Annotated in this window: 22 protein-coding genes; 11 read left to right on the top strand and 11 right to left on the bottom strand. The window is 38.0% G+C overall.

Features of this window, described 5'->3' with window-relative positions; genetic code table 11:
* Nucleotides 1–3,243, top strand: a 3,243-nt coding sequence (locus BM327_RS11585) for a T9SS type A sorting domain-containing protein (RefSeq protein WP_139230352.1), incomplete at its 5' end; no start/stop codon positions are given.
* 208 nt (nt 3,244–3,451) lie between these two features.
* Here BM327_RS11585 and BM327_RS11580 read toward each other — a convergent pair.
* Nucleotides 3,452–4,405, bottom strand: coding sequence for an acetyl-CoA carboxylase carboxyltransferase subunit alpha (locus tag BM327_RS11580; RefSeq protein WP_090249845.1), 954 nt, complete (start codon nt 4,403–4,405; stop codon nt 3,452–3,454).
* Nucleotides 4,406–4,466: 61 nt separating this feature from the next.
* On the opposite strand from BM327_RS11580, the gene ispE reads away from it, so the two are divergent.
* The gene (gene ispE / locus BM327_RS11575) at nt 4,467–5,270 is read left to right on the top strand and encodes a 4-(cytidine 5'-diphospho)-2-C-methyl-D-erythritol kinase (RefSeq protein ID WP_090249840.1); all 804 of its coding nucleotides are present in this window, start codon (nt 4,467–4,469) and stop codon (nt 5,268–5,270) included.
* Here the strand turns inward: ispE and BM327_RS11570 are convergent.
* From BM327_RS11570 to BM327_RS11550, 5 genes are all read right to left on the bottom strand, one after another.
* Nucleotides 5,267–7,483: a T9SS type A sorting domain-containing protein gene (locus tag BM327_RS11570; RefSeq protein ID WP_090249836.1), complete on the bottom strand. Its 2,217-nt coding sequence runs from the start codon at nt 7,481–7,483 to the stop codon at nt 5,267–5,269. The genes ispE and BM327_RS11570 overlap by 4 nt on opposite strands.
* Nucleotides 7,484–8,251: 768 nt before the next feature.
* Nucleotides 8,252–9,439, bottom strand: a complete 1,188-nt coding sequence (locus BM327_RS11565; RefSeq protein WP_090249832.1) for a DNA-methyltransferase — start codon at nt 9,437–9,439, stop codon at nt 8,252–8,254.
* On the bottom strand, nt 9,429–10,217 hold the full coding sequence (locus BM327_RS11560) for an ApaLI family restriction endonuclease (RefSeq protein WP_090249829.1): 789 nt from the start codon (nt 10,215–10,217) through the stop codon (nt 9,429–9,431). The genes BM327_RS11565 and BM327_RS11560 overlap by 11 nt, the downstream gene beginning before the upstream one ends.
* A 169-nt stretch (nt 10,218–10,386) precedes the next feature.
* On the bottom strand, nt 10,387–10,611 hold the full coding sequence (locus BM327_RS11555) for a hypothetical protein (RefSeq protein WP_090249825.1): 225 nt from the start codon (nt 10,609–10,611) through the stop codon (nt 10,387–10,389).
* A gap of 111 nt (nt 10,612–10,722) precedes the next feature.
* Nucleotides 10,723–11,085 carry a hypothetical protein gene (locus BM327_RS11550; RefSeq protein ID WP_090249820.1) on the bottom strand — a complete coding sequence of 121 codons (363 nt, stop codon included), beginning with the start codon at nt 11,083–11,085 and terminating at the stop codon, nt 10,723–10,725.
* A 559-nt stretch (nt 11,086–11,644) separates the two neighbouring features.
* On the opposite strand from BM327_RS11550, the gene BM327_RS11545 reads away from it, so the two are divergent.
* Genes BM327_RS11545 through BM327_RS11525 form a run of 5 tightly spaced genes read left to right on the top strand, consistent with a single transcriptional unit; the run spans nt 11,645 to nt 18,240 of the window.
* On the top strand, nt 11,645–13,012 hold the full coding sequence (locus BM327_RS11545; RefSeq protein WP_244526221.1) for an NAD(P)/FAD-dependent oxidoreductase: 1,368 nt from the start codon (nt 11,645–11,647) through the stop codon (nt 13,010–13,012).
* 3 nt (nt 13,013–13,015) lie between these two features.
* Complete coding sequence (locus BM327_RS11540) at nt 13,016–14,629, top strand: 4Fe-4S binding protein (protein WP_090249816.1); 1,614 nt, start codon at nt 13,016–13,018, stop codon at nt 14,627–14,629.
* Nucleotides 14,630–14,672: 43 nt separating this feature from the next.
* Nucleotides 14,673–15,374 (top strand): glycosyltransferase family 2 protein, encoded by a 702-nt coding sequence (locus tag BM327_RS11535; RefSeq protein WP_090249812.1) that lies wholly within the window; start codon nt 14,673–14,675, stop codon nt 15,372–15,374.
* A gap of 12 nt (nt 15,375–15,386) precedes the next feature.
* Nucleotides 15,387–16,922: a cellulose synthase family protein gene (locus BM327_RS11530; RefSeq protein WP_090249809.1), complete on the top strand. Its 1,536-nt coding sequence runs from the start codon at nt 15,387–15,389 to the stop codon at nt 16,920–16,922.
* A gap of 1 nt (nt 16,923) precedes the next feature.
* Entirely contained in the window at nt 16,924–18,240 is a 1,317-nt protein-coding gene (locus BM327_RS11525) for a glycosyltransferase family 87 protein (protein ID WP_090249803.1), read from the top strand.
* Here BM327_RS11525 and BM327_RS11520 read toward each other — a convergent pair.
* From BM327_RS11520 to BM327_RS11510, 3 genes are all read right to left on the bottom strand, one after another.
* Nucleotides 18,232–18,780 (bottom strand): hypothetical protein, encoded by a 549-nt coding sequence (locus BM327_RS11520; protein WP_090249798.1) that lies wholly within the window; start codon nt 18,778–18,780, stop codon nt 18,232–18,234. The two genes, BM327_RS11525 and BM327_RS11520, sit on opposite strands and share 9 nt — an antisense overlap.
* 205 nt (nt 18,781–18,985) lie before the next feature.
* Nucleotides 18,986–19,555: a 5-formyltetrahydrofolate cyclo-ligase gene (locus BM327_RS11515; protein WP_090249795.1), complete on the bottom strand. Its 570-nt coding sequence runs from the start codon at nt 19,553–19,555 to the stop codon at nt 18,986–18,988.
* Nucleotides 19,556–19,855 (bottom strand): YbaB/EbfC family nucleoid-associated protein, encoded by a 300-nt coding sequence (locus BM327_RS11510; protein WP_211664736.1) that lies wholly within the window; start codon nt 19,853–19,855, stop codon nt 19,556–19,558.
* 206 nt (nt 19,856–20,061) lie between these two features.
* Here BM327_RS11510 and BM327_RS11505 point away from each other — a divergent pair, with 206 nt between their 5' ends.
* From BM327_RS11505 to BM327_RS11490, 4 genes are read left to right on the top strand one after another with little or no spacing between them, the layout of a single operon-like run.
* Nucleotides 20,062–21,084, top strand: a complete 1,023-nt coding sequence (locus tag BM327_RS11505; RefSeq protein WP_090249791.1) for a c-type cytochrome — start codon at nt 20,062–20,064, stop codon at nt 21,082–21,084.
* 5 nt (nt 21,085–21,089) lie between these two features.
* Nucleotides 21,090–21,956: a DUF5777 family beta-barrel protein gene (locus tag BM327_RS11500; protein ID WP_139230351.1), complete on the top strand. Its 867-nt coding sequence runs from the start codon at nt 21,090–21,092 to the stop codon at nt 21,954–21,956.
* A 2-nt stretch (nt 21,957–21,958) separates the two neighbouring features.
* A complete protein-coding gene (locus tag BM327_RS11495) occupies nt 21,959–22,321 on the top strand; it encodes a hypothetical protein (RefSeq protein WP_090249785.1) in 363 nt (120 codons plus the stop codon).
* 10 nt (nt 22,322–22,331) lie between these two features.
* The gene (locus tag BM327_RS11490) at nt 22,332–23,207 is read left to right on the top strand and encodes a choice-of-anchor V domain-containing protein (protein ID WP_170853749.1); all 876 of its coding nucleotides are present in this window, start codon (nt 22,332–22,334) and stop codon (nt 23,205–23,207) included.
* Nucleotides 23,208–23,262: 55 nt separating this feature from the next.
* Here BM327_RS11490 and hemH read toward each other — a convergent pair whose 3' ends face one another.
* Together hemH and BM327_RS11480 are read right to left on the bottom strand one after the other, a co-directional pair.
* Nucleotides 23,263–24,288: a ferrochelatase gene (gene hemH, locus BM327_RS11485; RefSeq protein WP_090249776.1), complete on the bottom strand. Its 1,026-nt coding sequence runs from the start codon at nt 24,286–24,288 to the stop codon at nt 23,263–23,265.
* A gap of 80 nt (nt 24,289–24,368) precedes the next feature.
* Complete coding sequence (locus BM327_RS11480) at nt 24,369–25,691, bottom strand: 1-acyl-sn-glycerol-3-phosphate acyltransferase (protein WP_090249771.1); 1,323 nt, start codon at nt 25,689–25,691, stop codon at nt 24,369–24,371.
* Nucleotides 25,692–25,740: the final 49 nt, after the last annotated feature.

The following is a 25,740-nucleotide window of genomic DNA, read 5'->3' as shown; positions in this document are numbered from 1 at the left end:
ATAACAGAACCAACCGTTCTTTCAGCGTCAGGTTCAGTAAATGCAAATGTTTCTTGTAATGCAGGAAATGATGGAGAAGCAACGGTAAACGTAACGGGAGGAACTTCACCTTACACCTATGCTTGGAGTAATACAGCAACGACTCAGACCATAACTGGAGTTGCTGCAGGAACCTACACCGTAACTGTAACAGACGCGAATGGATGTACAACAACAGCTTCAGCTACTGTAACAGAACCAACCCTTCTTTCAGCTTCAGGATCAGTAAATGCAAATGTTTCTTGTAATGCAGGAGGTGATGGAGAAGCAACCGTAAACGTAACAGGAGGAACAGCACCTTATACCTATGCTTGGAGTAATTCAGCAACAACTCAAACCATAACAGGAGTTACTGCAGGAACCTACACTGTAACTGTAACAGATGCCAACGGATGTACAGAAAATGCTTCTGTAACCATAACAGAACCAACCGTTCTTTCGACTACAGGATCGGTAAATGCAAATGTTTCTTGTAATGCAGGAAGTGACGGAGAAGCAACCGTAAACGTAACAGGAGGAACAGCGCCTTACACTTATGCTTGGAGTAATTCAGCAACGACTCAAACCATAACCGGAGTTACTGCAGGAACATACACCGTAACTGTAACAGATGCCAACGGATGTACAGAAAATGCTTCTGTAACGATAACAGAACCAAACGTACTTTCAGCTACAGGATCAGTAAATGCAAATGTTTCTTGTAATGCAGGAAATGATGGAGAAGCAACAGTAAACGTAACAGGAGGAACAGCGCCTTACACCTATGCTTGGAGTAATACAGCAACGACACAAACCATATCAGGAGTTGCTGCAGGAACATACACTGTAACTGTAACAGATGCCAACGGATGTACAGAAAATGCTTCTGTAACGATAACAGAACCAACGGTTCTTTCAGCTACAGGATCCGTAAATGCAAATGTTTCTTGTAATGCAGGAAGTGATGGTGAAGCAACCATAAACGTAACAGGTGGAACAGCGCCTTATACGTATGCTTGGAGTAATTCAGCAACGACTCAAACCATAACAGGAGTAACTGCTGGAACCTACACCGTGACTGTAACAGATGCCAATGGATGTACAGCAACAGCCTCAGCTACGGTAACAGAACCAACCGTACTTTCAGCTACTGGATCAGTAAACGCAAATGTTTCTTGTAATGCAGGAAGTGATGGAGAAGCAACCGTAAACGTAACGGGAGGAACAGCGCCTTACACCTATGCTTGGAGTAATACAGCAACGACTCAAGCCATAACAGGAGTAACTGCTGGAACCTACACCGTAACTGTAACAGATGCCAACGGATGTACAGAAAATGCTTCTGTGACCATAACAGAACCAACGGTTCTTTCAGCAACGGCTTCAGTAAACGCACATGTTACTTGTAATGCAGGAAGTAATGGAGAAGCAACGGTAAGCGTAACGGGTGGAACAGCACCTTATACATATAACTGGAGTAATGCAGCAATGACTCCAACCATAACAGGAGTTACTGCAGGAACTTACACCGTAACTGTAACCGATGCGAATGGATGTACAGAAAATGCTTCTGTGACCATAACAGAACCAACGGCCTTACTTGCTTCGACGGTTGTTGATGCTACAGTAAGTTGTAACGGACTCAGTGATGGTGCTGCTACAGTAAATGCTAGTGGAGGTACAGCACCTTACACTTACCTATGGGATAATTCGGAAACTACGACTTCAATTTCTGGATTGACTGCAGGGACCTACAATGTGGTAGTAACCGATGCCAATGGATGTACAGTAAATGCTTCTGTAATGATTTCAGAACCGGCTGTTTTGGCAACAACAAATACGATTCAAAACGTGAGTTGTTATGGAGCTATGAATGGAATGGTAGATGTAGTGCCTACCGGTGGAACGGGGCCTTATGCTTATAGCTGGAGTAACCAAGCAACAACTCCAACAATTACAGGCTTGGAGGTAGGTAACTATAATGTGCAAATTACGGATGCGAACGGTTGTATTATCACTCAAAACGCAACAATTACGCAACCTGCTATTTTAGGTGCATCGGCTACAGCTGTAGCAGATGTAACTTGTCCTTCATCTATAGACGGTAGTGCAACAGTTAACCCAACAGGAGGAACACAACCTTACACCTATTTATGGGATAACGGTGAAACGAGTCAAACTGCAACGGCTTTAAGTAGCGGGGTGCATACTGTAAGTGTTATTGATGCGAATGGATGTAATCAAAGTACTTACGTGACCATAGGGACTGGTAATGCATTGGATAATGCCTCTTTTGCTTATGGAAATTCAATTTATTGTAAGGATGCTGTGAATCCAGTTCCTACAATTTCAGGAGTAAATGGAGGTACATTTAGTGCTACAACAGGTTTGCAAATTGATGCAGCGACAGGCGAAATTGATGTGTTAAATTCAATTTCTGGGGTATATACCGTTACCTACACGACCAATGGAACATGTTCAAACTCATCGAATGTTCAAGTCACGATTCAAGATTTGGATAATGCGAGTTTCAACTTTGATCAAACGGAGTACTGTCAAGATTATCAAAATCCTACACCTACAATTACAGGTGCCTTAGGAGGAACATTTACAGCATCTTCTCCTAACTTGGTAATCAATGCCGCTACAGGAGAAATAGACATCGCTAATAGTGTAGCAGGAAATTATAGTGTTACCTATACAACCAATGGATATTGTTCTAACTCTTCAGCAGAGTTTGTGACGATAAACACTGTAAACGTAGCAACGAGTGTAGATCAAATTACAATTACTGCGGATGCTATAGGAGCAACTTACCAATGGCTAGATTGTGACAATAACATGCAGGTGATTGTAGGAGAGACGTCTTCTTCTTACACAGCAACTGCAAATGGAAATTATGCAGTTATTGTAACGGAGAATGGATGTTCAGATACTTCGGATTGCGTTGTAATTAGCACAGTTGGATTAGAAAAAATGGATTTGGCCAATGCTTTTACGGTATATCCAAACCCAACACAAGGAACATTTAATGTTCAATTCGATAGAGTTCAAGAACATATAGACTTTAGAATCTTTAACCTTGCTGGAGAATTAATTCAAGTAGCTGAGATGAATTTTTCAAATCAGATGACGATGAATATAGATCTTCCAAAAGGAGTTTACTTGTTAGAGGTAACAGATAAACATGATCAAAAAGCTGTTGTGAAAATCATTAAACAATAGCAATTTTAATTAAGTTTTAGTGATAGCAAGCTTCGAAAGGAGCTTGCTTTTTTTATGCCTTACTATTTCTCACGAGTTTCTGTTATTAAGGAAACATAGAAGCTATACTCATAAATAAAGGCAAGTAAAAGCGACTTAAATAGAGAAAAAGGGCACAAAAAAAGTCCTGATGTGAACACCAGGACTTCTTTATATTTCTAAGGTTTACCTATTTGGTAACACCCATGTTTTCGAATTTCTTGATTCTATCCGCAGAACGTTTGATAGGATCCAATTTAGAAAGAGCCGCGATTTCTTTCTTCAATACTTTTTTCAACGTATCAAAAATTTCGTCGTGCTTTCTGTGTGCTCCACACAATGGTTCTTTCACTACCTCGTCAACGATTTTCAACTTCTTCATATCTGTAGAAGTCAATTTCAATGCTTCTGCAGCCGTTTCTTTGTAATCCCAACTTCTCCACAAAATAGTAGAACAGTTTTCTGGTGAAATTACAGAGTACCATGAGTTCTCCAACATTAAAATTCTATCACCAACACCAATTCCTAATGCTCCACCAGAAGCTCCTTCTCCGATAACTACACAGATTACAGGAACTTTCAATTTCATCATTTCATAGATGTTACGTGCGATAGCTTCACCTTGACCTCTTTCCTCTGCTTCCAATCCTGGGAAGGCTCCCGGAGTGTCTATCAAAGTTACGATAGGCTTGTTGAATTTCTCTGCCAACTTCATTAAACGTAAAGCTTTTCTATACCCTTCTGGGTTAGCCATACCGAAGTTTCTGTACTGACGCATCTTAGTGTTGGCTCCTTTTTGCTGACCGATAAACATCACTGTTTGTCCATCTAACTGACCGAAACCACCTACCATCGCTTTGTCATCCTTCACATTTCTATCACCGTGCAATTCTTGGAAGGTACCTTCCGTCATAGCATTAATGTAGGCCAAAGTATATGGTCTATCTGGGTGACGTGAAAGTTGTACACGTTGCCAAGGAGTTAAGTTAGTGAAGATCTCCTTTGTCTTCTTTTCTAACTTTCCTTCTAATTCTTTTATCTTATCGCCCATGTCCATATCAGACTCTTCGCCAAGTGTTTTGGCTTTTTCAATCTGTTCTTCTAGGGCTTTAATTGGTTCTTCAAAATCTAAATAAGTCGCCATATGCTTCTAATTTGGGTGGCGAAAGTTACAAAAAAATAAAAGCTATTTATACTTTTGGTGCATGATATGTTTTCCAGGATGTAAGATTAACCTCGGTTTGAATGTTTTAGCCAAGCGAGAAGATGGGTATCACACCATACAGTCAGTACTTTACCCCATTGCGTGGCAAGATATTTTGGAAGTAATAAAAAGCGATATTTTTCAATTTTCTTCTTCCGGTTTAGACATTCCTGGCGATCAAAAGAACAATTTATGTGTGCAGGCATATGAACTGCTTCGCGCCGACTATGATTTAACTCCTGTAAAGATACATTTACACAAAATCATCCCCATGGGAGGTGGTTTAGGAGGCGGTAGTAGCGATGGCGCTTATACCTTACTATTACTAAATGATCTTTTCGAATTGAACCTAAGTGAAGACCAATTGTGTACCTACGCGGCTAGGTTAGGAAGCGATTGTCCTTTCTTTATTCGCAACCATACGCAATACGCAACAGAAACGGGAACAACCCTAACAAACATAGCTTTAGATTTAAAAGGCTATTACATTAAATTATTGAATATAGGTGTGCATGTGAGTACGGCTGAAGCCTATGGTAATATTCAATTTTTAGAAGGATTAAAAGATCCGAAAGAAGTAGTAAACCTACCTATGGAAGATTGGAGAGATAACTTAACGAATTCTTTTGAGGCAAGTGTTTTTCCAAATCATCCTGAACTCGCAGAAATAAAAGAAGAGCTTTATAAGGAAGGAGCTGTATATGCAGCCATGACAGGTAGTGGTTCTACCATGTTTGGTATTTATAAAGAAGAACCAAAATTGAGTTTTGACCATGTTAGCTTCGAAAAGGTGCTGGCACTTTAATGGAAGATTACCTTGTTTCTATAAACTACACCCGTTTGAGCATCGATGAGAGAAATGTGATAGACACCCTTTTCTAAATCATAAAAAGAAAGGGCTTTTCCTGAATGTATGTTTTCCAATTGTAAACGTAGCCTTCCTTGGGAATCATAAATTTGTAGGGTGTTTTGTGGACTAAAATTCCCTTCAATGTGTAGAGAACCTTCGCTAGGGTTGGGATAAATCATTAAGGGTGGAATTTCATTTTTGGTAATTCCATAAGTGATGTTAGGATCGGCTTCAAATAACCATGCACCCCCCAAATCATGACCGTAGAGTAGATCTAAAAAAGTATTGTTATTTAATTCAGCTATGGCTACGGATGAATAAGCTTTGGCATCTATACTTAAATAATCGTCACTGATTAAGTTGAAGCTTGCACCTTGGTTTAAGTTATCAGCGATATCGTCATATACCCATAAACGACCACTTCTGCTTCCACAGAATAAATAGAGCGTGTCGTTCTTATTGATGAAATGAGGCGTTGCAAATCCATCAGAACTACCAAGGTTCACATTTACGTTTCCTAAATTAGCATTGCTCAAGGTGAATTGATAATTACTCGCTGTTCCGGTATTTTGATAATAAGCAAGGGTTCCATCTTTACGACCTATGATGAGGTCGAGCAAATCGTCGTCGTTGAGGTCAAACAATTGCGGACTCACATAGGCGTCTTCGTCAATAATAGTCCCTGTGGCATCTGTAATATTAACTTGAGGTGTATTGAAAACAGGGTTCGTACTCGTCCCCGTATTTTCATAGTAATGTAGGTTTCCCAATTCAGAACCAATGAACATGTCCATATCCCCATCGTTGTCCATATCTCCAAAAGTAGGATGAATGCGTAAACCGAAATTAGAATTGGCAAAGTTGTTCCAGTCTTCGGTAATCAAGGTAAATTCGGGTTGATTGGCTGTACCTGTATTCTGATAATATTGTATCGCACTTTCTTTATCCAACAAATCCTTGTATCGGTAAAAATTGGCCAAGATGAGATCGAGTAATCCATCTCCGTTTAAATCTACCAAAACTGGGTGACCACCCACACCGTTGTCTAACATATCTCTTTGTAAAAAAGCATCTGTTCTATAAATAAAGTTTGGCGTACTGTTGGTTCCCAAATTCTCATAAAAAAGGACGCTGTTTTTATTTTGAGAAGAACCTTTGGCGTTGGCACCTACTACCAAATCTTTTACACCATCGTGGTTGACATCTAAATAATAAGCTGCGGGGAAAATTTGCAAGTTGGCTGGAGTGGTGTTACTCGGAAAGTTCAAATCGAAACTTGTCATGGCTGAATTTTGGTTCACAGCTGTTCCTCCGTTGGTTACCAATACCAAGTTTTCGTGCGAAACATCTCCTAACACCAAATCATAAACACCAGAGTTGTCTATGTCTATGGCCAAAACTGTGGAACCTGAATGTCTATTACCACGTTGCGGATTACTTACCCAAGTGGTTCCATCACAAGGAGGATTGGTAGAGTTTAAAGTTATACTATTGTCGGTAACGCCTTCTTCAAATCTACCCCAGCATTCGTTGTAGATTTCAAATTGCAAAGAATCTGGAATGCCGTAAATTTCTTTCGAGAGGTTTTTGTGGTATTCTATGGTTCCTCCGCTGTTGCTAAAGGTGAGTATGTCCATGTCGCCATCGTGATCTACATCTACCAATGCGGGGATGTCTGAAGAACTCACAAAAAGTGTAGCCGGACCACCGTTATACATCGATTCCAATTCACTTTTAAATAACTCAAAACTCAATTGATTTCCAGTGCTTGTATTTTTATAGACGCGAACGCCACCTATTCCATAGGTAAACAAATCTAAGTCACCGTCGTTGTCATAATCATAGGTCGCCAAGCGGTAGCGCAAATTATCGGGTAAGTTTATCTCTGCTTTGTACTGGTAGCGGTAATAAGGATTTCCATTTTGGAAACTTTTAAGGAACACTTGAATTTGGTTGGAAGATCGATCAAAGACCAACAAATCATCAAATCCATCGCGGTTGAAATCTAAATGCGAAAATTGGGCATAATTTAAACCACCCGCCCATGGGTTAGCAAGCGTATCACCATTTATTTTTACCTGTGCAAAAGGATTGTATTTAAAGCCCAATTGTGCATGCGCAGCTGCAACACTAAAAAGTAAAAATAAAAGGACGAAGCTTTTTTTCATGGTTGTGATGATTTCTAGGCTTGAATGTACGAAATATGCAATAATTCTTATGTAATTTAGAGGGAAGTGTTGGTTTTAAGTGTTCTTTGAGAAGTGTGGGTGGTGTTTTTTTTATTGTATGAGATATGCACTTATGTTATATGCTATGTGCAGCGTCCCGAAGGGCTTTGCGTAAAGATGTTGTGTGTTCCCAGCATGGGCATCTTTATCGTATCAAAAATATGGTATTAATCTAGAACGTGTAAGTCCCTTGTGGGCAGGGGTAACGCCTTGAATCATTAGTAAGCTGCAAGGTTGCTAATCGTGAGGTTAGGACTGAAGGAAGAAGGACTACAAAACTCGTTACTGACGAACAGGAACTGTATACATATGCTATTAGGTTGGGTGAGCACTCACAACTTGTCCCAACCTTTTGGGATCATTGTAACGTCCGAAACACATTAAAGTGATAACCGAAGTAGTAGATGCAGCAGGGATTGAGTGAAAGAAGATGTTCTTCCCTGGGAAGGTCTCCAAAGTTATGAGTAACTATATGGAGAAGTCAGCAGAGGTCTCATAAGTAACGAAGGACTGAACGTAATTTTCTTTAAAATTCGCATAGGAATGAATGTTCATAGCCTATGCTTAAATTAGGAGATAGTTTTAAGGGTGAAAAGAGCCTTGAAGTGATTATTTACGAACCGCCGAGTACGAGCCCCGTACACTCCGTGGTGTGAGAGGCGTACTCCGCTCAATTCTGGGCGGAGCCGTCTACTGGATTGGGTGCAATTATTTTATTTTCAATTTGTCAACTAAGAGTTTAGGTGATTTAACGATTTGAATGTCCGATATAAGCTCAAATAGTCTATCAGTTTCCAATTCTTCTTTGGTTTGAATCAAAATCTTTAATTCATACCCTTTATTTGCAGAAGACCGTTCAAGCTTTTCTTTCGCATCATTGAGTGATTCATATTCAGATTGAATTTTAACAGGGACGGGCTTTCCTTTATAATGCTCTTTTAAGAATCCATCAATTCCGCTATTCCGCTGCACTGGAATTGCATCAATACTTTTTAACAATGCAAGTTCTTCTTCATTCTTTTGATTGTATTCATTAACTCCTTTTTCAAGCAATGCAGACCCAGTGATTATCATGTCTTCCAATCTTTGTTTAGCTAGTTCTACAGCATCAGGAGACATATCAATTCCAATGAAGTTTCTGTCCATAGATTTAGCAGCAACACAAGTAGTTCCACTTCCATTGAAAGGGTCTAAAACTAAGTCTCCTTCATCTGTCGTAATCTCCAAAATTTGTTGAAGAAGTAGAACGGGTTTTTGTGTTGGATAACCCACTCTTTCTTTTGCTTTAGGATTGAGATAAGGAATTTCCCAGACATCTGAAAGAGGAACACCTTTCTTTTCTTTCCCTAAAACAACGTTTCCATTTTCATCCTTTTTATAAACAGACTTTCCATTTTTGGTTCTTTGTCGGTCTTGTAAGATTTGGTCAACATTGGTTGTAGGTGCATAATCTTTGAAAACGGGATTGAATTTAAAATCTTTGGATTTTGAGTAGAAATAAATGTTTTGGTGTGCGTTTAATAATCCTTTTTTTGAGTTAGACCATCTTCTATATGACCATATTATTTCGCTTTGAAAATTTTTGTTTCCAAAGACCTTATCTAGCGACACTCTTAAGTTGTGTGAAGCTGCTTTATCGCAATGTAAAAATATGCTTCCTGTGGATTTTAATACTCTTTTACATTCTGTCAAACAGTCTTCAATCATAATTAGATAGTCTTCTATAGAGTACCAACTATCGTCAAATTCGTACTTCTTAGATTCATCACGAGTTGACAAAGAGTGTTTCCGCTGGGTGAAGAATGGTGGATCCATATACACCAAATCAACAGATTCCTTTTTAAATTTTTTGAGAGTATCAATACAATTTCCTATGTAGATTTCATTAACCTTCATTCTCTGGTGTTCTTTTATCGGCTATTTCGGTTAAAATGGCTTTTAAATCGTAGCCTGAATATTTTAGAATGTATTCCCAAGCATCATCTCCTGCGTAATATTCTCCTTTTACGCCCGCATAAATAGTTTTTAAGGTCTCTTGAATTTTCTGGGCTTGTTCTCTTTGAGGATAGTAGAACATAACTCTAATGGGATTATAGCCATGACTTTGAATACATTTAACCCTAGTATGTTCTTTTGTGATATGGTCTCCGTCAGTTGTGGCATCTCTCCACTTGATTTCGATAGCATTGTTCCCATCTAGAAAATCAATCTCAAAAGTTTTTGGTCTTTGTCCTTGATTGTTTTCAACCTTTGTCTTTTGACCTTCAGGATTTTTGAACTGTAAACAAAGAGAAGCCGCTTCTTCAAGGAAAGAGCCTGCGTATTTATATAAAAACCTTCCTGTGTTTTGATATTCATCAATTAATTGTCCGTCATTAGAGGAAATACCCAAAACACGATAAATAAGGTAATGACTTGTGTCATCTTGCTTCATTTCTTCCTTTCGTTCGACAATTTTTACTTTAAGATTTGTAGAATACTCTTCTGCAAGTACCTCAATTTTTTCCGTCAAAAGGACATTGTCTGTACCTTTTTCTTTTGACTCTATTATTTTATTCTTTCCGTATTCTTGTGCTTCTTCCATCAATATTTTTTTTGTCTTCTTAGCTGTTTCTAGTCCTATTGAATTACAATAGTCAACTAATTCAGACTTTTTAAGCTTTTCTAATTTCATGTACAAATTTCGTTCATTTTTTTAATTGCTCTCAACGGCTCGAATATGCGTAGTGCGGGATTTCGGGGCACTCCATTGTCAAACCGCTACTTTGTTTATGAATTGCTCTAAATCTCAAATTTACTAAATCGTCCCGCATTACGTATATTTATTGTTGCCAGTGTGTGCTTTATTCTTCCCATTCTATTTTGTCAGGAATCATTTTGTTATATTTAAAATCACCAAAGTCTTTGTAGAAATCAGACTTCAGGAAATTTCCTACCTTTTGTTTCTGTTTCCATGTCAAATATACAAGTGCAAAGTCAAAGTCAACATTTTTACTGCTGTGAATGGAAAAAAGTACATTGTCATTCTTTCTACTTGTACAAAGTGCAGAAAAATCATATTTTGTCATAACATGCTTTTTCTTAGAACCAATCAACAGGTTTATTAATCCTTTTTCTAATCCAATTTCCTATTTAAGTTCATTGTCAAATGCAATTTTTTGGTCAATCGTTAAATCTTCCTAAGGTTCTTCAACAAAAAGTCTTGGTGGGTCAGTTTTAAAGAAATCATCTATTAAATGTCTAAAAACACCAGCTATTTCAATGTCAATCTTCTCTTCCATAGGTTCTTGAATGTCCCAAATCGAAATTCTGCCCATTGAATGCAGAAAGTATCCATTTTCTAATTGGATATTTAGTCTTAAACTCTTCCACAAATCAAAGTCTTTGTTATTTGTCGAGTTAAATTTCCAGTTAATCTCCCTAATTGCTAAATAGTCTTTATTTGGTATAAATTCTCCAGATAGAACTCCCATGCTGTCATCTGATATACTCAGGTCTGCCTTACCAATCAAAACTTTATTCGAGTATATTTTAGTCTGCATAACTTATCCTGTTTTATCAACTCTTGTTCGTTAGCACACTCACCTTGCATTACTGGTAACAAGCATATACACACACCAAATTAATTCTTAATTATTTAAAACCGCCTGATTCTTAAGAATGGTGGTGGTTGTTAGTCTATGTGGTTTAAAACTAATTATTTTTTTGAATTTCTTGTAGGGGAAAGGGTCGTTTCTCTTTGTATGAGGTGTTAGGTTTTGTCTTTTTATATGCCCTGAAGTTATAGCTGTTAAATCTAAATGTGAAAAGGGTACGTAATTAAAATGACTAGGTGAAAGACAAAAATATGTATACTCCTTCATGCTCAATACTCCTTACTCACTCTCAATACTGTCTCCTGTTAGGGGTAGCAACGGCACAACTTGAAAGGGAACTTTAGTGGAAGCCTTGAGACAGAGCGACTAAAGAAGCTTTGGGGAAAGGACTGACAACTTAAGTGACCTGAAAGGCGTATAGTGGATGACCCGGTCCCGAATTTACTTCGGGAGAACAGCCTACTAAACAACTAAATTTATTTAAGTATTTTGTAAGCGGCTACAGATGAAAACGTCTTTAACACAAACTATGGCTATGGAACACATTGTAATAATTGGAAATGGCATTGCGGGGAGTACTTTGGCGCGACATGTGCGCAAACTCTCCAACAAGCGCATTACCATGATCTCTGCCGAGCACGATAATTTTTTCTCGCGTACGGCTTTGATGTATGTGTACATGGGGCACATGCGGTTTAAGGATACGGAACCTTATCCGAAATCTTTTTGGGCTGATAATGATATCGCCTTGGTTCATGATAAGGTAAAATGTATAGACGTTCAACACCAGGTGCTTTCTTTAGAAAAAGGCGAACGCTTGGCTTATGATAAATTAGTGCTTGCTACAGGTTCTCGTCCGAATGAATTAAAGTTGAAGGGAGAAGAATTGTTGGGTGTACAGGGTTTGTATAGTAAGCAAGATTTGGAGTACATGAAGGCCAATACTATGGGCGTAGAACATGCCGTGATAGTAGGAGGTGGATTGATAGGCGTAGAGATGGCAGAAATGCTTTTGTCCCGAAATATTACAGTAGATTTTATTGTTAGAGATACTCATTTCTGGGGAAGTGTTTTACCGCAAGCTGACGCTCAATTTGTAGACCAACATTTGCAAAAACATCATGGATTAACCCTTCATTTTTCTGAAGAATTGGAAGAAATACTTGGAGCGGATGTAGGTAGGGTGAAAGGTGTAAGAACCTTGCATGGGCAAAAAGAAATTCAGTGTGATTTTGTAGGGGTGACCATAGGTGTACACCCTAATATTGCTGTTACTTTTGAAAGTGATATTGCCGTAAATAGAGGAATATTGGTAGACGAATATTTGGCCACCAACATTCCTAATGTATACGCCATAGGTGATTGTACAGAGCAAAAAAATCCTTTACCGGGCAGAAAAGCCATAGAGCAAGTTTGGTATACAGGTCGAATGATGGGCGAAACTTTGGCCCAAACGCTATGTGGAAATCCAACCAAGTATAGTCCTGGAAATTGGTTTAATTCTGCTAAGTTTTTTGATTTGGAATATCAGACCTATGGTAGCGTACAAGCGCAATTGCAAGCAGGTGAAGAGGAGTTTGTGTTTCAATCGAAGAATGGAAAAGTCCTCGTTCATTTTGTGTACGAGGAACAAACAAAAGCTTTGATAGGTGTAAATGCTTTTGGTATACGCCTGCGCCATGAGGTATTTGACCATTGGTTGAACCAGCAAACACCAATAACTGAAGTCCTAACCAACTTCGAAAGTGCTGTTTTTGATCCTGAGTTTTTTACGCAATATGGAGCAGAGATAATTTCAGTATTTAATACAGAGAAGAAGATGAACATTGCCTTAACACCGAAAAAGTGGTGGCAAAAATTGATACAAGCTTAAGGTATGGAGACGAATTATTCAATGACAGGAGATGCTGGTCAATATTTAAATTATTGGCAAAAGGTGGGATTGGCCATTACAGGGATAGGTTTGTTTATCATCGTTCTGTTCTGGGGGAACTGGAATGCCCAAATAGAACCCGCGTGGTTTTTCTTGCCTTTCATGATTACTGCCTTGGCCGTAGGAACGGGTTTGTATACCTGGGGTTCTTACAAAAATGCGCCTGCAGGTATCAAAAACAATGGGGTTTATTTTAATCCTTTGACTAACAGAGGTAGTTTGGCTTGGGTATCGGGTGTTTTATTGACCTTGTTTTATGTGAGTTTATATTGGTATCCGAGTCACCTTGGTTTAGGCTTGGGCGCCAATGGAAGCAATTTAGGTTTGGTGGCTCTTTTTGATGGATTGAGTCATTTATTTAGAAACAAAGATGCCGATCAATGGTTTGTCTACGGAACCTTTTACACCCTAGCCATCCTCTTTCTAGGAGCAAAGTTTTTGGTGAAGTACAGACATAATCGTTATCAAATCATAAGAACCCTCGTTGTAATGTTTTCGCAACTGGTCTTCGCTTATTTTCTACCCTTTATTTTGGAAGCCTTGGGTGCAAATGACGGAGGTTATTACAACCTGAACCCCGTAAATTATTACCCTTTGAATTATTCCTTTATCACTCCAGATAGAATAGATCCAATGGTGGCAGAGGTGAATCAACCTATAGGTATGGCCTATTTGGTTTGGGGTATCATAGGCTTTTTAATACTCACACCTGTAGTTACCTATTATTTAGGAAAGCGTTGGTATTGTTCATGGTTTTGTGGTTGTGGAGGTTTGGCCGAAACAGCGGGAGATAGTTTTAGACACCTTTCTGATAAATCTGTTGCAGCTTGGAAGATAGAGCGCTGGGTAATTCACAGTGTAATGGTGTTTGTGTTTATCATGACTTTGGCGGTGATGTATACTTATTTCTTAAACCAAGAATTTGCCTTACAGTTTGTAGTACCCAGTAGAGGGGTAGGAATGCTGATTTTATTTGGTTGGATAGTCCTTGGTTTAGGTGCTTTTTTAGGACTTTACTTCAAGAACAAAGGGAAGTCAAGAAAATACCTATTAGTAGGAGCTGCTGTTTTTACCTTCCTTGGAATATTGATGTTGGTGAATTATTCTTTAGGAAAACACGAAGCCTTTGGTATTGCTTCTTACAAGATAAAAGAATGGTATGGCTTCTTTATAGGTGCTATTTTCTCAGGAATCATAGGAGTAGGTTTTTATCCGCTTTTAGGAAATAGAGTGTGGTGTAGATTTGGTTGTCCGATGGCAGGTTACATGGGAATTATTCAACGTTTTAAATCGAGGTTTAGAATTACAACCAATGGTGGTCAGTGTATTTCTTGTGGAAATTGTTCTACTTATTGTGAGCAAGGAATAGATGTGAGGTGGTATGCGCAAAGAGGTCAAAATATCGTGCGTGCAAGTTGTGTAGGATGTGGGATATGTTCTGCGGTTTGTCCGCGAGGAGTATTGAAATTAGAGAATGGTCCGGAAGAGGGGAGAGTAAATGACAATCCTATACTTTTAGGAAATGACATGCCCCGTATGAATCCAAACGTAAAATAAAGTTACCTTAGATTTTTAAGGATGAAAAGTAAGCTAGTTTAGGATGAGGAATACCCCAATTATTAACGTGGTCATTCCTGCGTTTAACGAAGAAAAATCCATTGCTAAGGTAATCGGAGATATAGATAGAAATTTGGTAGATGAGGTAATTGTGGTCAATAACAATTCTACCGACAATACCGTGCAAGTAGCCCAAGAGGCGGGCGCGGTGGTACTTACAGAAAAGCGCAAAGGCTACGGTTATGCCTGTTTGTTAGGTATAGAAAGAACCATTGCAAATCAAGCCGACATTGTAGTTTTTTTAGATGGAGATTACTCTGATTATCCCCAACAAATCATAGAAGTGGTTACGCCTATTTTAGAAAATGAAATGGATATGGTCATCGGTTCGCGCGCTTTGGGAAACCGAGAAAAAGGATCTATGACACCCCAACAAGTTTTTGGGAATTGGTTGGCAACGCGACTCATGAAAATCTTTTATGGCGCAAGTTTTACAGACCTCGGTCCGTTTAGAGCCATTAAATCCACTTCATTGGCGAAGCTTAAAATGGCAGACAAGACCTATGGTTGGACCATAGAAATGCAGATCAAAGCAGCCAAGCACAAGATGCGTTTTTGTGAAGTTCCTGTGAAATACCGTAAACGTATAGGTGTTTCCAAGGTAAGTGGAACTGTAAAAGGAACCATTATGGCCGGGATAAAAATTATAGGAGCAGTTTTCAAATACAAATTCACCAATAAATAGTAGAGTAGAAGAATGCGTTTAGATTTTTTATTTCAATGGGGTACAGCCTTTGGGAAGGAATATTTCTGGGGAGAACTATTGGCAACCTTAATTTTGGTGAGTTACCTCTTGCTTTTGTTTTTGATTTTCATGTACGGAGTGATGCAATTTCGATTGGCCATAGCGTACAGAAAATCCAAAAAAGAGGAAAAGAAAGGTGCGGTTGTAGATCCAAATTACTTTCCAAAAGTTACAGTTCAAATTCCTTTATTCAATGAAATGTATGTGGCGCAAAGAGCCATAGAAAATATTGCCTTATTAGATTATCCGAAAGACAAATTACAAATCCAAATCTTGGATGACTCTACGGATGAAACCAAAGACATAGTTGCGGCAACGGTTGCTAAAATTCGTTCGGAGAAAGAGATTGACATTATACATATTCATCGCGTCAATCGAGTAGGTTTTAAAGCTGGTGCTTTAGATGATGCCATGGACGCCTGTAAAGGAGAGTTTATCGCCATTTTCGATGTAGATTTTTTACCGCATGCTGACTTTTTAAAGCAAACGATAAGTCATTTTAAAGATGATAAGGTAGGAGTGGTACAAACCCGTTGGGGGCATTTGAACAAGCATTATTCTTTACTCACCGAATTACAAGCCTTTGGATTGAATGCGCATTTTAGCGTAGAGCAGGTGGGTAGAAACGTGCAAGGACATTACATCAATTTTAATGGTACGGGTGGCGTATGGCGTAAGTCGTGTATAGAAGATGCAGGCGGTTGGCAGCACGATACCTTGACCGAAGATTTAGATCTAAGTTACAGGGCTCAAGTAAAAGGTTGGGAATTTGTGTACTTAGAAGATGTGGTTGCACCTGCAGAATTGCCCATTACCATGAGTGCCTTGAAGAGTCAACAACACCGTTGGATGAAGGGGGGAGCAGAGTGCTTTGTGAAAAACAATGCCTTGTTGCGCAAGACGGAAGGATTGGAAAGGAGTCATAGAGTCCATGGCTTATTTCATTTGTTCAATTCCTCTGTATTTGTGGTTTTGCTTTTGTTGTCACTTTTAAGTTTACCCTTGATGACCATAAAAGAGAGCTTTTCACACTTCGACTGGGTCTTTGATGTAAGTGCAATCTTCATTTCATCTACCTTGTTTTTGTTCTATTATTATTGGGTAAGTTACCGAGATAAAAGCGAACAATTCTTGCCTTCATTTTTAAGATTTACGGTGCGTTTTGTTCAGTTTCTTACCGTTTCAGCAGGTTTAAGTGTGAATAATTCCATCGCCGTAATAGAAGGGTATATGGGGATCAAAAGTTCTTTTGTGCGTACGCCCAAATTTAATGTGGCCTTGAAAAATGAGTTTAAGGGAAATAAGTACGACAAGAAGAAAATGAGCTTTCCTATGTTCTTAGAATTCTTTTTGTTTATCCTTTTTGGACTTTCTACCGTATACCATATATACACAGAAACATACGCTATACTACCTTTTCATGTCATGTTGACTTTAGGTTATGGCGCGGTGTTTTTCTATGGTTTTTCAGAATTGAAAAGAAGGTAATATGCAATGGAAGAAGTGGTTTTGGGTATTGGGTTATTTCATAACTATCATAGGCTTAGGACGCTATGCTCATCAAGATGAGTTTATTCATACTTTTTCCAGTTACACCTTAGCTTTTGCCTTTTACCTCACCTTATATTTTCAGCGCAAGCAATATGCGGTTAAAGAACTGAAGATAATCACTTTTATAAGTGCGGTAATTGTACTTCCTTTTTGGCCAGGTTTATCTCCCGACTTCTATAGATTTTTATGGGATGGAAGATTGATTTTAGATGGCGTTAATCCCTATGCACATACGCCCGAAGCCTTGATGGAAATCAGTAGGTTTGCAAACGATGCCTATTACCAAGATTTGTATGCCGGAATAACGCAGTTGTCGCGCGAAAACTATTCTTGTTACCCGAGCATCAATCAATTTTATTTTGCCCTTTCTAACCTCTTTTCTAAAGATGTTTGGTTCAATATGGTAGTGATGCGTGCGCTTATCATTTTGAGTTTGTTTATGGCCCATCACTTTACGGTTAAAATGTTGCTGCAATTTGATAGATCACCCAAGTTGGCGAGTTTATTCTTTTTAAATCCTTTTGTCTTATTAGAGCTGGTTATAAACCTTCATTTCGAAGGAGTAATGATAGCCTTTTTAGCGCCAGCCCTCTTTTATTTATTGAGAGATAGGTTGTTTTTAAGTGCCCTCTTTTTTGCCCTGGCCATCAACGTGAAATTAACGCCTTTGTTATTACTTCCCTTTGTTTACAAGCAGTTGAGTATAAAGCATACGATACTTTTTTATTTCTATTGTGCAATTGCTTTGGTTGTTTTTACCCACCTTTTTTTATGGCCTACCTATTATGAAAATTTTGCCCAGAGCTTGAGTTTGTACTTTGCTAATTTTGAGTTTAACTCTTCCTTTTATAGCATTGCAACAAAAATTTTATATCCAATTTTTACTTGGGAAACGGTATATATCGTCGGTCCCGCTCTTTCCCTATTAACGGTTGGTATTTTGATAGTTCTAGCTTTAAAGCGTCCAGTAAATAGTAGAATAGAAATTTTGTATTACATGATGGCGGGATATGTTATTTATTTGATCTTGAGTTCAACCATTCACCCGTGGTATTTGAGTATACCTTTGTTTTTAGGGATGTTTAGCAAATTCAATTTCGTTGTGATCTGGAGCTTTGTTATCATACTGAGCTACGGATTTTATGCCTTTGAAACACCTTGGATTTCCTCGCTTATGAAGTGGACGGAATACGTTATCGTTTTGGTGTATTTCCTGCAAGAAAAATACAAGAACAAGAGGTTTAGTTTAGAGTGATTTATAATGTGCCACCCAAATAGGGTTGGTAACATCTCTCAAAATTTTAAAGAAGTTAGAATCGATAAAATAACTGCCTTCAAAACTTCTGAGGTTGTAATTTTTACCCAGAAATTCATATTGTCGAGCCGATGGTTTAAGTATACCATTGCTCCAACCGTTGGCTTTATTTTTATCCAAAGGATGAATGGCAAAGCGGAGTTTCCAGAGTGAATCGAGGGCCGGACAATACCACATAGAATCATCTTTGGCGTAGTTGTAGATTTTAAAATGTTCTACCTCGTTCTCCGCTAGATAATTGCGTCTTCCTTCTCCAGGCAAGGGCCAGGTGCCAGCCAAATAGTTTAAAAAAGCATTTTCATCTGGGAAATAAGAAATAGCAACACCGTTTACCCTGTCTCTAAAAATGGCGTAATTCTGAATTTTACCGGTAGGGAAAGCACCGACTTTCACACCAAATCTCACTTCCTTTTCAACGGTCTTGTAGGAAGTAAATAATAGTAGTGCAAGTAAAGAAAATATATAGCAGAGAATTTTCATGATCAGTACTCCCTATAAGGTACTGAAATTCAAATAAAAAGTTACGTTTAATTCTTAGACTTTTTCAGGATGAGGAAAAAAGTAATCGCAGCTATAAGGAGGATGGAAAAGCCCCAAAGTAAGTTCTCAAACAAAAGAAACCCCAACATAATGAAGGGGATAAATGCTATGATGAGTAAATGATATTTTCCTTGATTATCTGAACTCAAAATCGAATTACGTTTTCAGGGGTGATGAGGTAGTTTAATTTCTTGTCTCCCTCAAATACATCTTCTATTTCCTCTACAGGTTCGAAAAAGTTGAGTCCAACAAAAATACAATCGGCTTTACATTTTCCTAAAAATCTATCGTAGAACCCTTTGCCATATCCTACGCGATTTCCTTGTTTGTCTGCCGCCAAGAGGGGGATAAATACAATGTCGTGCTTATCTGGGGCAATTTTTTTACCCTTCACCGGCTCAGGAATTCCGTAGGGATTAATTTCCAAGGTTGTATCATTGGTGTAAAGCACATGCGAAAGCTCACCGGTTTTAAAGTTACTTACCGGCAAGGTAAACTTCGCACCTATGTTTACGGCGCGTTCCAATATTTGGTAAGTATTGAGTTCTTTTTGCCTTTCTATGGGTAGAAAAATACTACACAATTTATTTTCTAATTGAAAGGTTTTAAGAACGGAAAGACAGATGTCTTCAGACGCTTTTTGTAAACGTTTTGGAGAAATCTTTTTTCTTTCTTCTTTAAAATGAGCTCTTAGCTGTGCTTTGTTTGCTTTCATCTATAATCCGGGAAATAAACCTTTTGCAGAATTCTGCATTTCTTTTTGGTTAACTGCTTCTGCAGCCTCTAACGCGCGATTGAAGGCAACGGTTAGTAAATCTTCCAAATCTTCTTTATCCATTTGATCCAATTGTGTATTTATGGTTAAAGATTTCATGGTTCTATTTCCCGTTAATTCAACCACAACCAAGTTTCCTCCGGCTTCACCTTGAACAGAAATTTGATCTAACTTTTTCTTAGACTCTTCTGCCATTTGTTGCATTTCTTGCAACTTCCCAAACATATCTCCTCCAAACATGATGTAATAATTTTTGTCCGAAAATAAGCAGAAGATTTTATTTGAGCCAGCCGCTTTACTATTTTTCAAGGACGCTTTAAAATTCGAGTCATATGCCTTGTTATATGTTTGAATAATTTCTTCTTGAAAAGAAAAATGTGTTAGCTGCATCCATTTACCTTCAATTTTCGTTAATATCGTAGACGCGATAAAAACGCATTTGAATTATGTGGAAAAAAATTGTTGCTGGAACAGTTTTACTTTTAATATCAGGACTTTGGGCTTTTGTAAAAAAGCATGATACAAGCAAGATTTCAGCCATCTCATTATCGAATATGGAGCAAAAGTTAGACGCTCGTGTTCGCAACCCTATAAAGGAGGTTGATGCTGAATTGGCACAAGTTGGATATACGCTTATTACGGAAGGAAAAGCCAATTATAAAGAGCACAAGGGGAAATTGATTTCTTCCTACTTTGTGTGTACAGATTGTCACAATTTAAACCGTGAGTATTCAACTTTAACCGAGCAAAGTCCCGAAGATAAATTGAAATATACCACCCAAAATAATTTGCCATTTTTACCGGCTTCTAGTTTTTATGGCATCTACAATAGAAAGCAATTTTATACCAAGGACTATGTAAAGAAATATGGAGAATTGGTCAATGATGCAAGAGATACTTTAGAAAACGCTGTTCAATTGTGTGCCAAATATTGTTCGAGTGGTCGCTACTTAGAAGATTGGGAGCTCTCGGCTATCCTGCATTATTACAAGAGCACTGAACTTAAGGTTGGAGATTTAAATTTGACCCACAAAGAATTAACGGCACTCGAACACCACGATGCTTTATCAACATCTGAGAAGGAGGAATTAAAGAAAAGTATGCAATCGAAATTTACGCAGGCATACATTGCAACTTTTTTACCAGCTATGGATGTAAATAAAAGAGGCTATGGTGCGAAAGGGGATGCTGAGAATGGAAAGTTAATCTATGAGAACAGCTGTTTGCATTGTCATGACAACGCAAGAGTTACTTATTTAGATTTAGATAAAAGTAAGTTAGATGCCCAGATGTTTTGGAAGAACATTGACAATTATACAGATAAATCTTTGTACCAAATCATTCGGTATGGAACTTATCCGATAGCGGGGAGAAAACAGTATATGCCGCTTTATCCAGAAGAAAAAATGAGTAATCAGCAACTCGAAGATTTAGTAGCATACATTAAACAATTGGCAGAAGTAAAATGAAATACATGAAGAAAACAGTAGCACTTTTTATGGCAAGTGCGTTTGCGTTAACTTATAGTACGGCCCAAGAAAAGGTGAGTGAAACTTTCAATTCTTTTAAAATCGTTAATGCCAATAGTACTAAGACTTTAAAAAAGCGTGAGTTTAGGTACATCATAGAACATAGGTTTGGTGATATAGCCGGAGAAATGGGAGGTGTACAAACAGGTTTTGGGTTCGATAACGCCGCAGATATTCGTTTTGGATTTGATTTTGGTTTGAGCGATAAATGGATGGTGGGGATTGCACGTTCGAAAGGAGCCAATCAACCCTACAGATCGCTTTTAGATGCCAGTACTAAATATTTGCTTTTAGAGCAGACCAAAGATTTGAGCGTTCCTGTATCTATGGCCATTACAGGTACAATGTATTATACCTACCAACAGGCTACGGATGATTTAACACAAGTAAACTCATTTCCAACGAGGGTAGATAGGTTTGCCTATGCTTCACAGTTAATTGTAACCCATAAGTTAAATGAGCGCTTAAGTTTTGCAGTGCTGCCAACTTACGTGTACAGAAATTACGTCTTAGCTAAAGACAACAACATGTTGTTTTCTGTAGGAGGTGCTGCCAACTTAAAATTGACCAAGAGTTTGGGCATTATTGCAGAATACTTTTACGGTATAGGCAACACAGTGGCAAGAGATGCGTCTAACACGAATAGCTTAGGTTTTGCTTTGGAATGGAAAACGAATGGTCACTGTTTCCATTTTAATTTTACCAATGCTCGTGGAATGGGAGAATTACAATATATAGCCAATACAGAATCTCAATGGACAGAAGGTGAGTTTAGGTTTGGTTTTGGAATTTCTCGAACTTTTAAATACTAAAGATGTTAAGATATATAGGAATAGTAAGTGTAGGGTTAATGTTTATGGTGAGTTGTGCAAAAAATACCACAGAGCCCATGAAAGTTTTTCCTCCAGGTTGTGAAGACACCGTGTTTTTTAGCACGCAAATACAACCCTTGTTTACCACGAATTGTAGTACCTCAGGTTGTCATGATCAGTCCACTGCTCAGAATGGCTATGTGTTTGAGACTTACGATCAAATTGTAAATTCAGCGGAGGATGCCTTACAAACGATAAAACATGAACCGGGTGTTGTTGCCATGCCTTCAGGATCACCTCAATTAAATGATAGTTTAATTCAACAGTTAGTGTGTTGGATAGGACAGGGCAAAATGAATAATTAAAACCATGAATATGAATATAAAATATACACTTTTTGGAACAGCTTTTTTAGCCTTGAGTGCGGGGTTGTTCTCTTTTAATGCAACGCAAGTTGATACAATTTCGAGTAAGTCGATTGCGGCACACAGAGTAAATAGTTCTGGAGCGCCATCAGGAAGAACTGGGGCACCAGGAGAGGCTACATGTACAGCTTGTCACGGTGGAACAATACAAGACGGTTCATCTGTTTTGGAAATTAATTTCCCCAACAATGCAACCACGTTTTTACCGGATGAGATTTACACTTTAACCTTGAACTTTTCTGCAGGTGCAGCGAAAAATGGGTTTCAGTTGACTGTTTTAGACAATACAAATAGTAAGGTTGGAACCTTGTCTAATGTAGATAATACAACATCTATATCTTCCTTCAATGGAAGGCAATATTTGAACCATACCTTTGCGGGAACGTCTCAAACTTCTTGGGATTTCCAATGGATAGCTCCAGCAATATCTGTTACTGACGTTACTTTTTACGTAGCGGCGAATAAAACTAACAGTAACGGAAGTACAAGTGGAGATGTAATTTACACCCGTAGTATGAGCTTTAATCAAGATGCTACTGCTGGTATTTTTGAATTACAAGAAAACAAAATGGATTTTCAGGTAGGTTATGCTTCAAAAGATAATAGCTTGAAACTGGATGTGAATGTACTTGAAGAGAATACAGCTTTTGTAAGTGTTGTAGATTTACAAGGTAAGGTTGTATTCGAAAAGAATTTGGGAGAGTTGTTTACAGGGATGAACAATTTGAGCTTCACTATGCCAACGACTTTAGAAAATGGAATTTACGTTGTTAATTTCATGTTGGGTAACACATCAGCTTCTGAAAAATTGATGATTACGAAATAAAAGATATATGGATAAGAAAAAAGGCTAACCTTATGGTTAGCCTTTTTTTATGTTATTAATTCAGATATTTTCTAATCTCGTCTTCTAAACAATCTACAAAACGTGGATGATCGTTAGAGCTTGGTACTAAATGAACCGCTTCCCCACCCATTTCTTGGAAATCTTCGTGGTATTCTGTTCCGATTTCTATTATAGTTTCTAAACAGTCGGCAACAAAGGCTGGACTAAACGCTAAAACTCTTTTAGCACCTTCTTTGGCCCATTTCTCTATCAGTTTATCAGAGAAGGGCTCCAACCAATTCTTATCCAAACGAGATTGGAAACCAACTGTGTAATCTCCTTCTTTAATTCCAAGTTTTTCTGCAATTAATCGAGAGGTTGCAAAACAAGTTGCTTTGTAACAGAATTGATTCTTCTCATTAATTTCCGTTTCACAAGGTTGGTCTTCACATAAGTTTTCATCGTAAACTTTATCTACCTGGCGTGTAGGTAAACCGTGGTAGGAGAATAAGATTCTATCGTAAGAAGATAAATCAAAGTCTTTTGCTCTATCTACAACTGCATCTATATAAGCAGGGTTGTCATAGAATTGAGATACCACATTGATTTCCGGAATCACCCACCATTTACGAATGATATTCATTGCTTTTTCTATGGCAGACCCCGTAGAAGCACTTGCATATTGAGGGAAAAGTGGTAGAATAACGATTCTGTCATATTTCAATTTCCTCATTTCCTCCAAGACCACATCCATAGAAGGGTTTTGGTAACGCATGGCCATGTGAACGTGCACATTTTCTTCAGCCTTAAATCTTTCCTGCGTAAGTTTAGTTACACTTTCTGTATGGGTAATTAAAGGAGAAATTCCATTCCCAAAATCCCAAAGTTCTTTATAGATTTTAGAAGAGTTACTCGTTCTAAAAGGAACAATAATTCCGTTCACTAAAAGTTTTCTTCCTAACCAAGGTAAATCAATTACCCTTGGATCATTTAAAAATTCACTTAAATATCTTCTAACATCCTTTTTAGAGGGACTATCTGGTGTTCCTAATTGGATGAGTAATACGCCTGTTTTTTTCATACTTAAAGATTCGCAGCCAAAGATAGCTGCTTAACTTAACATAGGAAAGCTTAGAATGTTTATTCGCTTATTGATTTTTTTTATGCCTCAGAGAAAATGAGTTTTCTGAGTTCATCTCTTTCTTTTTTAAGGTCGTCTAAGGCATGTTTTTTATCCATCATAATAAGCATGTATTGCCATTTGTAACTGATGTGTTTTAAGTAACGCGCAAACCAATAGGCAAAGATGCCCGAAAGCGGTAAACTAGCAAAATAGAAGAGGGCTTCTACCCAATTCAAATGAAATTGAGTTACAGCAAAATAAGTGAACAAGCCATAGGTTACCGGATAGAAAAAGAGTCCTAAAAACACAGCAAAAGGAGCATAGTATTCTATGTCTTTTGAAAGTTTTGGAATGATCCAATCGGTTAATAAGTATTGAAGGATATTGTGGATAAGTCCGAAAATAAATACTGGAATAGCCAGAACAATAAACATAACGGCAAGCAATACCTGTCTAAAAAACATGGTACTCCTAAACCTTCTATCTAAGAAGTCAGCACGGATTTGCATTTTATCCAATCTCCATTTAATACCATCCACTTTGGATTGAATTTCTTGTATGAGCCAAGGTTCAGACAAGTTAATTTCTATCAAACTTTCGGTGATGTCTTTTAAATGATTTACTTCTGCTTTTACCCCTTTTTCTTTTTGTTTGATGTATTTAGAGTTGAGGATTTTATGCAAATCTTCAACGAGCTCATCTTCTTCTTTGTTTTGGGTTGTAACCAGAACTTTTTCCAATCGGGCTCTGAAATTCTCTGTGAGTTTTTTACTGGCACCTGACGGATTTTTAAGGTATTCTTCTAAGTAAGGTTTTACGGCTTTCGGTTCATCTATGTTGACCAATATTTTAGACCTGAATTTTTCGGGTTGCGAGTAATTCAGACCAACTGCCACCACTTTTAAGTTTAGTTTTCCCTCGTTTCTTTTTTCTGTTTCTAAGGCTATTCTTGCAGTTCCTGTTTTAAGGTTACGCAGCACTCTTTCTTTGTAGCTGGTCCCCTCAGGGAAAATCACCAAAGTTTTACCCTCTTCTAATCTTTTGTAACATTCTTCAAAAGATTGTGTGTTGTCCACACCTCGTGTTGTTCCTTCACCCTGACGATTAATGGGAATCATATTCAAACTTCTGAGTAGCCTTAACTTAAATTTGGAATCGAACAAAGTTGCCTTGGCCATGTAGTAAATAGGCTTTTTCGAAATCATTCCCATTACCCATGCATCCATCAACGTGTTGGGATGATTAGCAATGATGATTAAGGGACCCTCCGTATTGAGGTATTTTTTCTCATTGATTTTTATTTCTTTGTAATACAAGCGTATTCCAATTCCAATTAAAAACTTAAGAATGCGGTAGATCATACAGTAAACTTTGTATAGTGAAGTTAAAAAAAATAATTCTGTATTGTTA

It is taken from the genome of Lishizhenia tianjinensis, assembly GCF_900116425.1.
GTDB classification, from domain to species: Bacteria; Bacteroidota; Bacteroidia; order Flavobacteriales_D; family Crocinitomicaceae; genus Lishizhenia; species Lishizhenia tianjinensis.
Note: the sequence above shows the minus strand (reverse complement) of the source record. Positions and strands in the feature narration are given on the sequence as shown.